Genomic DNA, 11,603 nt, shown 5'->3' with positions numbered 1-11,603 from the left:
GGCCCTCAGGCCAACGCCGCGTCCACCACCTCTATCCAGTGCTTCACTGGCAAGGCGGTGCCACTTTGCAAGTGCGTGATGCAGCCCACATTGGCACTCAAAATCGCTTGCGGTTGCAAGGCGTCTAAGTGACCCAGCTTGCGGTCGCGCAAGGTGTACGCAATGTCCGGGTTCAAGACAGAGTAGGTGCCCGCCGAGCCACAGCACAAATGGGACTCCACCTCAGCCACTTGCACCGCAAAACCCAAATCAGCCAGATGTTTTTCCACCCCACCTTTGAGCTGTTGACCATGCTGCAAAGTGCAAGGCGGATGGAAGGCTTGCAGGCCTGCTTGCGCCAAGGTTGCGGCCTTGAGTTTGGGTTTGAGCACGGGCACCAATGCAGGTAACAGCTCACTCAGGTCGCGCGTGAGCGCGCTGATGCGTTGTGCTTTCTCGGCATAGACGGGATCATCGCGCAGCACGTGGCCATAGTCCTTGACCATCACACCACAGCCCGATGCGTTCATCACAATCGCTTCGACCCCTTGCTGCACAAACGGCCACCAGGCATCGATGTTGGCGCGCATGTGGTCCTTGCCACCCTCGTGGTCATTGAGGTGAAACTTCACGGCCCCACAGCAACCCGCTTTAGGCACGACCAAAGTTTGAATGCCCGCAGCATCCAACACGCGGGCTGTGGCACTGTTGATGTTGGGCAACATGGCCGGTTGCACGCACCCAGCCAGCATGAGCACTTGCCGGGTATGGCTTTGGGTGGGCCATACCCCTGCCGTTTGAGGCGCCGGCACTTTGGCGCGCAAGGAGGCAGGCAGCACATCACGCACGGCTTGGCCCAGCTTCATCGCCGGGGCAAACAAGGGCGATGGCAAGCCTTCTTTGAGCGCCCAACGCACCACCCGTTCACCCAAGGGGCGAGGCACTTTGGCATCCACCAATTGGCGGCCAATGTCCACCAAATGGCCGTATTGCACCCCACTCGGACAGGTGCTCTCGCAGTTGCGACAGGTCAGGCAGCGGTCCAGGTGCAACTGGGTTTTGCGCGTGGGCTGTGCACCCTCCAACACCTGCTTCATCAGGTAGATGCGACCACGCGGCCCATCCAACTCATCACCCAGCAATTGGTACGTCGGACAGGTGGCGGTACAAAAACCGCAATGCACGCATTTGCGCAAAATCGCTTCGGCCTCACGACCTTGCGGCGTGTCTTGGTATTCGGGGGCGAGGTGGGTTTGCATGATGGATGTGCTGCTTTCAAATGCGCCCTGGGTTCAAGATACCCGCTGGATCGAATTGTTTTTTCAGTTGGTCTTGGATGCGCTGCTGCACCGCATCGAGCGGCGAAAACACACCCACCGCCTTGTCTGCGTCACCGTGCAACGTGCTGGTTCTGAACAACACGGCATGACCACCCGCGCTGTGTGCCAACGCACGCAATGCGCCCGCCTGCGACGCGGCGGCCCAGACCCAGCGCTGTGCGCCATGCCACTCCACGTATTGACGGTCCGGCAAGCCCAACAAGGCCTGCACGTTGAGCGCAGGCGCTGTTTGCGGCACCGACAAGCGCCACAAACACGCATCCGGCGTTGGCGCTTGGGTAAAGAAAGGCAAGGTCTGCTCGCCACTGGCCTGCCAATCAGGCATGGCCTGGGCGTTGTCCATGCGCGTTACGGCTGCGCCAAGGGCCTGCACTTGCGCGCCCATCTTCTGCACCGCCGCTTCCACCGCCGCCACCGCACCGCGCAAACGCACAAACAAACAGTCTTGTGCAACGGGCAAGGTGTCGTCGTGCACCCAAGCACTGGCATTGAGCGGTAGCGGCTGCCCGCCCCACTGGTTGAGCAAACTCAGGGCCTGAAACTGCCCCACGCCCGCGCACATCAAGGTGGCTTCGGCAGGCGCCACGGGCAGGACTTTCAAAGACACCTCGGTGATCAACCCCAACTGCCCCAAGCTACCCGCCATCAAACGCGACACGTCATAGCCGGCCACGTTCTTCATCACTTGGCCACCAAACGTCAAGTCTTGTCCTTGGCCATTGAGCATGCGCGCGCCCAACACAAAGTCACGCACCGTGCCGACACTGGCGCGGGCAGGGCCCGCCAACCCCGAAGCCACCATGCCGCCCACCGTGGCCGCGCCAAACAGCGGCGGCTCAAACGGCAAGCACTGGCCTTGTTCGGCCAAGGCAGCTTGCACTTCGGCCATGGGGGTACCCGCACGCACGGTGATGACCAACTCGCTGGGCTCGTAGCTCAAGATGCCGCGGTACGCACGGGTGTCTAAGACTTCGCCTTGCAGTGTTTGACCATAGAAGTCTTTGCTGCCGCCACCACGAAAACGCAGAGGTGTGGCGTTGCTGGATGCGGCGCGTAAGCGCTCGGAGAAATAGTGCAGGGTCGCTTGCATGGCAGGCATGTTAGCGGCAGGCTGGAATGCAGGGTTTGAATTTTTTACACAACTTCATCAAAAATCAGCCCAAGGTCATGCTCAGACTTGTGCCGCAAATTGTGCAGGCGTGCATCCTGCGATTTTTTTGAAGGCAGCAATGTAGGCCGAGGTGCTCGCAAAGCCGGCCATGTCCGCGAGTTGCTTGACAGAGTCACCTGTCACCAAGCGATCCAACGTGCTGACAATGCGAGCCCTTTGACGCCACTGCCGAAAACTGCACCCCACCTCTGCGCTGAAATGCCGCGTGAAGCTGCGCTCGCTCATGCCAACCTTTGCTGCGGCGTGAGCCAAAGATAAGCCCCACTGGCGATGGCTCATGAGCCATGCCGTGGCCTTCACAAGCTGGGGGTGACGTGGCAATGGAAGATGGCACCGGGGCTCTTCACACTTTGCGACAAGCTGGTGCAGCAGATGGGCCATCATTTCCTGCGTCGCATCACTGTGCTGGTGTTCGAACAGCGCCAAGATCAGCTCCTGCACCAAGGCACTAGGGAGAACAGCATGAACGTGTTCATTGCCAAATACGCACTCGTTGCACGAGAAATAAACCGTTCGCATCTCTGTGTCCGATAGTGTGATCACAGAGTGCTCCACACCCGCAGGGATCCAAAGCGCACGCTTTGGCGGAACGGTCCACTGACCATCATTCGTTTGCACCTGCATCACCCCTCGAGTCGCAAACAACAGTTGGTGCGTGCTGTGCGCATGTTTCGCCAACAAACGCCCGCGCAAATGCGTTTTGGCAAGTACCTTCCACAGACGTGTCGTTTGGCGGTTCATCGACATTGATTGGCGGTTGCGATAGATGGCTGATTTTTAGCATAACGCGTCACCCACTGATTGGAGCTCTGTCTATGTCCAAAATCGTTTCTGTCTTCTTTTACGGGAGCTTCATGCGCCCCGAGGTCTTGGCAAAGTCCGCCGTCCATCCTGCAAAGTTCGAAGTCGCGAAGTTGAATGGCTATGACATTGCGCTAGATCCACATGCCAATATTTTTCCGCATCCTATGACGTGCGTGTATGGCATATTGATTCGTGCTTCGCATGCGGAGTTAGACCGCTTGTACGGGGTCAAAGGTGTAGGTGTATTTTTACCTGAAGCGGTTTTGGTGACTGTCAACGATACGCACTGGGTTCCAGCCCTGTGCTTCATCCCGCCCAGTCGAAACTTGCAAGGTCCTGATACCGCTTACCTTGAACGCTTGATTGAAGCTGCGCATTTACGTGGATTGCCACAAGACTACATTGCGCGTCTGGAAAGATTCAGGGCAAATAAAAAAAGCCCGCCGGTTAGGCGGGCTCAAAGTCCAAGGAAAACTTGAAATAAACCTGGATGGATTAACGGTGGTAGGCCGTTTCGCCGTGTGAGCTGATGTCCAAGCCTTCGCGCTCTTCTTCTTCAGAGACACGCAGACCCAAGACCAAATCAACCAGTTTGTAGGCGATGTAAGACACCACAGCCGACCACACGATGGTGGTGATCACGGCTTGGAACTGAATCCACACTTGACCTGAGATGGAGTACTCAGGGCTCACCGCATTGGCCACGTAGTCAAAGATGCCCGTGCCGCCCAAAGAAGGCGCAGCAAACACACCGGTCAACAAAGCACCCAAGATACCGCCCACGCCGTGGACGCCAAACACGTCGAGCGAGTCGTCAGCACCGAGCATGCGCTTGAGGCCGTTGACACCCCACAGGCACAAGAAACCTGCCAACAAACCGATCACGATGGCACCCATGGGGCCCACGAATCCGCAAGCTGGGGTGATCGCCACCAAACCAGCCACAGCACCAGACGCAGCACCCAACATGGAGGCTTTGCCTTTAGACAGGGACTCCCCGGTGATCCAGCTCAAGGTTGCAGCAGCGGTGGCCACCAAGGTGTTGATGAATGCCAGTGCGGTCACGCCGTTGGCTTCCAGGTTAGAACCTGCGTTGAAACCGAACCAACCCACCCACAGCAGCGATGCGCCCACCATGGTCAAGGTCAAGCTGTGAGGTGCCATGGACTCTTTGCCATAACCCGTGCGCTTGCCGATCACATAAGCGCCCACCAAACCTGCCACAGCAGCGTTGATGTGCACGACGGTACCGCCAGCGAAGTCGAGTGCACCCTTGGCCCACAACCAACCTGCGGCAGCTGTGACAGTTTCCAAAGAAGCAGCGTCGGTGATGGCGTCAGGGCCGTCCCAATACCAAACCATGTGGGCCACAGGCATGTAGCTGAAGGTGAACCACAAAGCGCAGAACAACAACACCGCAGAGAAGCGAGCGCGCTCAGCGAAAGCACCCACGATCAAGGTACAAGTGATGGCAGCAAACGTGGCTTGGAAGGCAGCGAAGGTCAACTCGGGAATCACCACACCTTTGCTGAACGTGGCAGCAATGGAGTCAGGCGTGATGCCTTTGAAGAACAACTTGTCCAGTCCACCAATGAACGGATTACCCGCCGAGAAGGTCATGGAGTAGCCGTAGATCACCCACAAGACATAAATCAAGGAGGTCACGACAAACACCTGCATCAACACGGACAGCATGTTCTTGCTGCGGACCAAACCGCCGTAGAACAAGGCCAGACCAGGGATGGTCATCAGAATCACGAGCACAGTGGCCACGGTCATCCAAGCGGTATCGCCTTTGTTAGGCACGGGAGCTGGAGCAGCTTCGGCAGCAGCAGGTGCGGCGGCTGCAGCAGCAGCAGCTGGCGCAGTGGCCTTGGCTTCAGCAACAGGAGCAGCGGGCGCTGCGGTCTGCGCCATGACGGCAGAGCCGCCGAGCAGCAGGCCTAGCCCGAGGGCGAGGGAGGCAAGCAGTTTTTTCATGATGGGGTCTTTCAAAAAGGGCGTCTGTGCGACACGATCAAAGGGCTTCGGGACCGGTTTCACCGGTGCGAATGCGAACCACTTGTTCGAGGTCGTAGACAAAAATCTTGCCGTCGCCAATCTTGCCGGTGCGGGCAGAACCCTCAATGGCTTCGATGGCGCGGTCGACTTGTTCTGAAGCCACAGCGGCTTCAATCTTGACCTTAGGCAAGAAGTCAACCACGTACTCGGCACCGCGATACAACTCGGTATGGCCTTTCTGACGGCCAAAGCCTTTGACTTCTGTGACAGTGATGCCTTGAACCCCAATTTGCGACAAGGCTTCGCGAACCTCGTCCAACTTGAAAGGTTTGATGATGGCGGTGATGAGTTTCATGGTTGCTCCTAGAGAAGACGACGAGCTTGGTTTAGAAGCTGTATTTCACGCCAAGGACAACAGTGCTCTTGGCTTGGTTGAAGGACTGGTAAGGGCTACTGTAGAAGCCACCCGAAGCGCCATTACCGTTCGTGCTGATTGCAGATGCACTGGCAGACAAGCCGTCACCCAGATCTTTGTTCAAAGTCAACGCCACATCTGTGTAATTGGCAGCAGCGGTGTTCTTCACCACCTGGCGACCAGCGTGGGGAACCAGCGAGTAGCCGTCACCCAGGTCAAAGGTGGCGCTCAAGTCAATGTAAGTGCTGCCCTTGGAATTGATGTTGCCGAACAAATCAGACAAAGAGTAAGAGTACTTGGCTGTGTAAGCGCCAGCAGTGACGGCACCATAAATTTCGTCGGTGTTGGCATTGGTCCACGTCGTGCCTGTTCCAGTGTTTTTCAACGTATTGCCCTGGTATTGGTAGCGCAGATAACCCACGTCATAAGCCAAACCAGCTGCTTCACCTTTGTAGCCACCGTACAGATCGATTTCAACGGGACCTTTGACAGGGCTGGCTGCCGTGCTGTTGTCTTTGATCCAACGAATGGTTGAAGCCCAAGCCCCCAGGTAAAAGCCATTGGTGTTCGCGTAATCCACGCCACCTTGCAGCGCAGGTTGGCCGTGCGTTTGTGCAATGCCGCGGTAGCGGTACTCGCTCGCCACACCCACGTTGTAGCCCAAGGTCGACTCAGGCGCAGCAGGTGCTGTCTGAGCAAAAGCAGCCGAAGAGGTGGCCAAGAGGGCCAGCAGAAGTTTGGACTTGATGTTCATTTGTTTTCTCCATGAAAAAGATTGGGTACATGTTCAGTTAGCAGGGTCCGTGCCAGGGAAGGAGTAAACAAAAGTGTTTATCGCACCTACACAACCCCCCAAAGTGATGCGGTAGTCTGAACACAGAACCATTTTGGCGCACATATTTGGTGCGCACCTTCGCCTTGCTTGCCCTGCATTGGGGCTCAATCACACGGGAGATATATGACACTTGCTTTGATTCACAGCCGTGCGCTGTTGGGGTTGCGTGCTCCTGCCGTGACGGTCGAGGTGCATCTGGCCAATGGATTGCCCAGCTTCACACTGGTGGGCTTGGCCGACACCGAGGTCAAAGAGGCACGTGAACGGGTGCGCTGCGCCATTCAGAATTCGGGGCTCGACTTCCCCAGCAACAAGCGCATCACGGTCAATTTGGCCCCTGCTGATCTGCCCAAAGATTCGGGGCGCTTCGATTTGCCCATCGCGCTCGGCATCTTGGCCGCTCATGGGCAATTGGATGCTGAGGCTTTGGCACTGCACGAGTTTGCAGGCGAGTTATCGCTTTCGGGTGAGCTGCGCCCAGTACGCGGCGCCTTGGCCATGGGACTGGCTTTGCATGGCGCAGGGGTACGCACACGCCTGGTGCTGCCACGCACCAGCGCCGAAGAAGCGGCTTTGGTTCCCACCGCGGAGGTGTACTGTGCGCACCATTTGAAAGATGTGGTCGCGCACTTTGCCAAACCAGAGACAGATCTAGCGCAAACGCTCGCCATCGATGGAATGGGCTGGGCTCGGTTATCGCCTGCACCAAAGAACGGCTCACGGCCCCATGACGGTGCTGATCTGGCCGATGTCAAAGGTCAAGCCGTCCCCAGACGTGCGCTTGAAATCGCCGCCGCAGGCGGTCATTCGCTGCTGTTTGTCGGTCCCCCGGGCTCGGGCAAATCCATGCTCGCGCAGCGCTTTGCCGCGTTGTTACCAGACATGAGCTTGGACGAAGCCTTAGAGAGTGCCGCCATTGCCAGCTTGGCGGGTCGGTTTGCGTTGTCGCAGTGGATGCAACGCCCCACGCGCAGTCCACACCACACCGCCACCTCCGTTGCGCTGGTCGGCGGAGGCACGCCACCACGTCCCGGCGAAATCTCGCTCGCACACCACGGTGTGTTGTTTTTGGATGAGCTGCCCGAGTTTCCCAGGCGCGCACTCGAAGCACTGCGTGAGCCACTAGAGAGCGGGCACATCACCTTGTCACGTGCAGCCACGCAAGCGGAGTTTCCGGCGCAGTTTCAGTTGATTGCTGCGATGAACCCTTGCCCATGCGGCCACTTGGGCTCAGCCATCAAGGCCTGCCGCTGCACGCCAGACCAAGTCGCGCGTTACCAAGCCAAACTCAGCGGCCCGCTGCTAGACCGCATAGACCTACAAGTTGAAGTCCCGGCACTGACCCCTCATGTGTTGCTGCAATCAGGCGCCAGCGAACCAACCGTGCAAGTTCGTATGCGTTGCTTAAGCGCCCACGCCCGAGCCATGGCCAGACAAGGCGTGCCCAACCAGGCCCTGCATGGGCAAGCGCTTGAGACCCACCTGCGTCTCGACACAGCCGCCACACAGTTTCTGAACCATGCCGCCACCAAACTCGGCTGGTCAAGCCGCAGCACCCACCGCGTGCTGCGTGTGGCGCGCACCATCGCCGACTTGGCCGAGAGCGATGCCGTCCATACCGCGCATGTGGCAGAAGCGGTGCAATACAGACGGGTTCTGTCCACGCACTGAGAAGGTATGGCTCACTTTTTATCTGTGTGCGATGTGTTCCCGTTTGGGTTGTGCGTGATCGAATTTATCGACCCTCGCTGCGGTTGCATGAGGGCTTCACTTTCACACAACGGAGAAACACGATGAACAAACTTTTGGCATGGACCAGCTTGGCGTGCGCCTTGGCTTTCAACACCGCACGCGCCGAAGGCGACAAACCGACCCAGCAAACCAAGATGGCCACTTGTAACAAGAGCGCCGAAGGCAAGAAAGGCGACGAGCGCAAAGCCTTCATGAAGGAGTGCCTGAGCGCCAAAGCGCCTGCTGCCGACACAGAAACAGCCAAGTCCAAAGGCACTGGCTCACAACAAAACAAAATGAAGCGCTGCAACGAAGAAGCCGCAGGACTCAAAGGCGACGAGCGCAAACAAAAAATGAGTGCTTGCCTCAAGGCTTGACGCACCATGCTCCCCAACACAAAGGGCGCTCCGAGGAGCGCCCTTTGTGTTTTGCAAACGTGTCGCAAACGTCGCCGCTGTTTACAAATTAGGTGCCAACAAACGCGTCAGGTCTTTGACCGCCACCCCCTGGCGCTGCGCCAAGTCATTCACCTGATCATCACCAATACGGCCCACGTTGAAGTACGTCGCGTCGGGGTGTGCCAAATAAAAGCCGCTCACGCTGGCCGCTGGCGTCATGGCCAGGCTCTCGGTCACGCCCATGCCAATGTCGTCACACTGCAAAAGTTCAAACATGGGTTTTTTGGCGCTGTGGTCGGGACACGCCGGGTAGCCGGGTGCAGGACGAATGCCTTGGTATTTTTCTTGAATGAGCTCCGTGTTGCTCAACGCCTCGTCGGCCGCATAGCCCCACAAATCGGTGCGCACGCGCTGGTGCATGCATTCAGCAAAAGCTTCTGCCAAGCGGTCAGCCAGGGCCTTGAACAAAATGGCCGAGTAGTCATCGTGCGCATCGATGAAGCGCTTTTCTTGCTTCTCAGAACCAATGCCCGCCGTCACCGCAAACAGGCCCACGTAATCGGCCGCTTGGGTTTGGTCGGCCACAAAGTCGGCCAGACACCGGTTGGGACGCCCTTGTGGTTTCACGGTTTGCTGGCGCAGGCCATACCAAGTCATCACGGGTTGTTGGCGGCTTTCGTCGGCATACAACACGATGTCGTCACCCATCCGCTGGGCGGGGTACAGGCCCACCACCGCATTGGCGGTGAGCCAACGGTTGGCAATGATTTTTTTCAACATCGCCTGGCCATCGGCGAACACCTTCTTGGCTTCCTCGCCGACCACCGCATCATCCAAGATGGCGGGATAGGGTCCGGCCAAATCCCAGGTCTGGAAGAACGGTGCCCAATCGATGTACTTTTCCAACTCGGCGAGATCGAAATTTTTGAACACCCGTCGCCCGATGAATTTGGGCTTGGTCGGCTTGTAGATGTCCCAGCCAATAGGCGTGGCGTTGGCACGCGCTTGCGCCAGTGTGACCAAGGGCGTTTGTTTTTTATTGGCGTGCTGTTCGCGCACTTTGGCGTAGTCGGCGTTGAGCTCAGCAATGTAGGTCGCCGCTTGGTCTGACAACAAGCCTTGCGCCACGCCCACGCTGCGCGAAGCGTCGGGCACATACACGACCGGACCTTCGTAATGCGGAGCGATCTTCACAGCGGTGTGCACACGGCTGGTGGTGGCGCCGCCAATCATCAGCGGCATCATGCGGCTGCGGAAGTAGTCGTCTTTTTGCATTTCGCCGGCGACGTACTGCATTTCTTCCAACGAGGGCGTGATCAGACCGGACAAGCCAATGATGTCGGCGTTTTCTTCTTTGGCTTTAGCCAAAATTTCATGGCAAGGCACCATCACGCCCATGTTCACCACTTCGTAGTTGTTGCACTGCAAGACCACAGTCACGATGTTCTTGCCAATGTCATGCACGTCACCTTTGACGGTAGCCATGACGATCTTGCCCTTGGCTTTCACGTCTTCGCCTGCAGCAGCTTGCAAGCGCTTTTCTTCTTCGATGTAGGGCACCAGATGTGCCACGGCCTGCTTCATCACGCGCGCGCTCTTGACCACCTGGGGCAAGAACATCTTGCCTTGGCCAAACAAATCGCCCACCACGTTCATGCCGTCCATCAAGGGGCCTTCGATCACATGCAAAGGGCGCCCACCCTTGGCCAAAATGGCCTGGTAAGCCTCTTCGGTGTCTTCTGAAATGAAGTCGGTGATGCCATGCACCAGCGCGTGGCTCAGACGCGCCTCCACCGACACGGGCACATCCGGCGTGCCACGCCAAGCAAGTTTGGCGCTGTCGTCTTTGGCCGCGCCTTTGGCGCTTTCGGCGACTTCAATCAAACGCTCACCAGGGGTGAGGTGTTCTTCGCCGTCTTTGTACTTCGGAGTGCGGTTCAACACCACGTCTTCCACCCGCTCGCGCAGCGTGGGTTCTAAGTCGTCGTACACACCCACCATGCCAGCGTTGACGATGCCCATGTCCATGCCGGCTTTGATGGCGTGGTACAGAAACACGGTGTGGATGGCTTCACGCACCGGGTCGTTGCCGCGGAAACTGAACGACACGTTAGACACGCCGCCGCTCACCTTTGCGCCGGGCAGGTTTTGCTTGATCCAACGCGTGGCTTCGATAAAGTCCACCGCATAGTTGTCGTGCTCTTCAATGCCGGTGGCAATGGCAAAGATGTTCGGGTCAAAGATGATGTCTTCGGGCGCAAAGCCCACCTCGTCCACCAGCACGCGGTAAGCGCGTTCGCAAATCTCAATCTTGCGCGCGTAGGTGTCGGCTTGGCCTTTTTCATCAAACGCCATCACCACCGCTGCCGCGCCATAACGCTTGACCAACTTGGCCTGGCGCTTGAACTCCTCCACACCTTCTTTCATGCTGATCGAGTTGACGATGCCCTTGCCTTGGATGCAGCGCAAGCCCGCTTCGATGACCGACCACTTGCTGGAGTCCACCATCACCGGCACGCGGGCGATGTCGGGTTCGCCTGCCATCAGGTTCAAAAAACGCACCATCGCGGCCTGGCTGTCCAACATGGCTTCGTCCATGTTGACGTCAATCACTTGCGCGCCGTTCTCCACTTGCTGACGGGCCACGGCCAGGGCTTGCTCGTACTCGCCGTTCAAGATCATGCGAGCAAAGGCTTTGGAGCCCGTCACGTTGGTGCGCTCACCGACGTTGACGAACAAAGTGTCCGCGCCAATAGAGACTGGCTCTAAACCAGACAGTTTCATGGGAGGAACGGCTATCGAATTCATGGGGGATCTCACCTGGGGTCATCGTTCAGGTGAGCGTCGTTGCAAAGATACGGCCCCAAGCCTGACTTCACGCCCGATCCTGAAAAGAATGGGTGAAGCTGCAACGCTCCTTGGGGAAGGC

At 57.8% G+C, this 11,603-nt stretch carries 10 protein-coding genes and 1 riboswitch; of the genes, 3 read left to right on the top strand and 7 right to left on the bottom strand.

The genetic code is table 11. The features are described 5' to 3' along the window. Window positions 1–5: 5 nt before the first annotated feature. The 3 genes from glcF to B9Z39_RS08905 all read right to left on the bottom strand — a co-directional run bounded on the left by glcF (window position 6) and on the right by B9Z39_RS08905 (window position 3,231). Window positions 6–1,238 (bottom strand): glycolate oxidase subunit GlcF, encoded by a 1,233-nt coding sequence (glcF, locus tag B9Z39_RS08915; protein WP_108301431.1) that lies wholly within the window; start codon window positions 1,236–1,238, stop codon window positions 6–8. 16 nt (window positions 1,239–1,254) lie between these two features. Then, window positions 1,255–2,409 (bottom strand): glycolate oxidase subunit GlcE, encoded by a 1,155-nt coding sequence (glcE, locus tag B9Z39_RS08910; RefSeq protein ID WP_108301504.1) that lies wholly within the window; start codon window positions 2,407–2,409, stop codon window positions 1,255–1,257. A gap of 81 nt (window positions 2,410–2,490) precedes the next feature. Next, window positions 2,491–3,231, bottom strand: coding sequence for a helix-turn-helix transcriptional regulator (locus tag B9Z39_RS08905; RefSeq protein WP_158269476.1), 741 nt, complete (start codon window positions 3,229–3,231; stop codon window positions 2,491–2,493). Window positions 3,232–3,305: 74 nt separating this feature from the next. On the opposite strand from B9Z39_RS08905, the gene B9Z39_RS08900 reads away from it, so the two are divergent. After that, window positions 3,306–3,773, top strand: coding sequence for a gamma-glutamylcyclotransferase family protein (locus tag B9Z39_RS08900; RefSeq protein ID WP_108301429.1), 468 nt, complete (start codon window positions 3,306–3,308; stop codon window positions 3,771–3,773). 16 nt (window positions 3,774–3,789) lie between these two features. Here B9Z39_RS08900 and B9Z39_RS08895 read toward each other — a convergent pair whose 3' ends face one another. From B9Z39_RS08895 to B9Z39_RS08885, 3 genes are read right to left on the bottom strand one after another with little or no spacing between them, the layout of a single operon-like run. Then, window positions 3,790–5,274 carry an ammonium transporter gene (locus tag B9Z39_RS08895; protein ID WP_100146697.1) on the bottom strand — a complete coding sequence of 495 codons (1,485 nt, stop codon included), beginning with the start codon at window positions 5,272–5,274 and terminating at the stop codon, window positions 3,790–3,792. A 37-nt stretch (window positions 5,275–5,311) separates the two neighbouring features. Next, on the bottom strand, window positions 5,312–5,650 hold the full coding sequence (glnK, locus tag B9Z39_RS08890; RefSeq protein WP_100146613.1) for a P-II family nitrogen regulator: 339 nt from the start codon (window positions 5,648–5,650) through the stop codon (window positions 5,312–5,314). Between the two features lie 31 nt (window positions 5,651–5,681). Continuing rightward, window positions 5,682–6,464 (bottom strand): TorF family putative porin, encoded by a 783-nt coding sequence (locus B9Z39_RS08885; RefSeq protein WP_108301428.1) that lies wholly within the window; start codon window positions 6,462–6,464, stop codon window positions 5,682–5,684. 204 nt (window positions 6,465–6,668) lie between these two features. On the opposite strand from B9Z39_RS08885, the gene B9Z39_RS08880 reads away from it, so the two are divergent. Both B9Z39_RS08880 and B9Z39_RS08875 read left to right on the top strand, forming a co-directional pair. Then, on the top strand, window positions 6,669–8,216 hold the full coding sequence (locus tag B9Z39_RS08880; protein WP_108301427.1) for a YifB family Mg chelatase-like AAA ATPase: 1,548 nt from the start codon (window positions 6,669–6,671) through the stop codon (window positions 8,214–8,216). Window positions 8,217–8,338: 122 nt separating this feature from the next. Then, on the top strand, window positions 8,339–8,653 hold the full coding sequence (locus B9Z39_RS08875) for a PsiF family protein (protein WP_108301426.1): 315 nt from the start codon (window positions 8,339–8,341) through the stop codon (window positions 8,651–8,653). 81 nt (window positions 8,654–8,734) lie between these two features. Here the strand turns inward: B9Z39_RS08875 and metH are convergent, their stop codons facing one another. Then, the gene (gene metH, locus B9Z39_RS08870; RefSeq protein WP_108301425.1) at window positions 8,735–11,458 is read right to left on the bottom strand and encodes a methionine synthase; all 2,724 of its coding nucleotides are present in this window, start codon (window positions 11,456–11,458) and stop codon (window positions 8,735–8,737) included. 48 nt (window positions 11,459–11,506) lie between these two features. Next, window positions 11,507–11,600, bottom strand: a riboswitch (S-adenosyl-L-homocysteine riboswitch). Window positions 11,601–11,603 lie beyond the last annotated feature (3 nt).

The organism is Limnohabitans sp. JirII-29 (assembly GCF_003063395.1).
Lineage (GTDB): Bacteria > Pseudomonadota > Gammaproteobacteria > Burkholderiales > Burkholderiaceae_C > Limnohabitans.
This window is presented reverse-complemented; position numbering and strand designations above follow the sequence as displayed.

Bases quoted from the DNA above. Each gene is read 5' to 3' on its own strand.
- glcF (WP_108301431.1), bottom strand. From the start codon at position 1,238: ATGCAAACCCACCTCGCCCCCGAATACCAAGACACGCCGCAAGGTCGT.
- glcE (WP_108301504.1), bottom strand. From the start codon at position 2,409: ATGCAAGCGACCCTGCACTATTTCTCCGAGCGCTTACGCGCCGCATCC.
- B9Z39_RS08905 (WP_158269476.1), bottom strand. From the start codon at position 3,231: ATGAACCGCCAAACGACACGTCTGTGGAAGGTACTTGCCAAAACGCAT.
- B9Z39_RS08900 (WP_108301429.1), top strand. From the start codon at position 3,306: ATGTCCAAAATCGTTTCTGTCTTCTTTTACGGGAGCTTCATGCGCCCC.
- B9Z39_RS08895 (WP_100146697.1), bottom strand. From the start codon at position 5,274: ATGAAAAAACTGCTTGCCTCCCTCGCCCTCGGGCTAGGCCTGCTGCTC.
- glnK (WP_100146613.1), bottom strand. From the start codon at position 5,650: ATGAAACTCATCACCGCCATCATCAAACCTTTCAAGTTGGACGAGGTT.
- B9Z39_RS08885 (WP_108301428.1), bottom strand. From the start codon at position 6,464: ATGAACATCAAGTCCAAACTTCTGCTGGCCCTCTTGGCCACCTCTTCG.
- B9Z39_RS08880 (WP_108301427.1), top strand. From the start codon at position 6,669: ATGACACTTGCTTTGATTCACAGCCGTGCGCTGTTGGGGTTGCGTGCT.
- B9Z39_RS08875 (WP_108301426.1), top strand. From the start codon at position 8,339: ATGAACAAACTTTTGGCATGGACCAGCTTGGCGTGCGCCTTGGCTTTC.
- metH (WP_108301425.1), bottom strand. From the start codon at position 11,458: ATGAAACTGTCTGGTTTAGAGCCAGTCTCTATTGGCGCGGACACTTTG.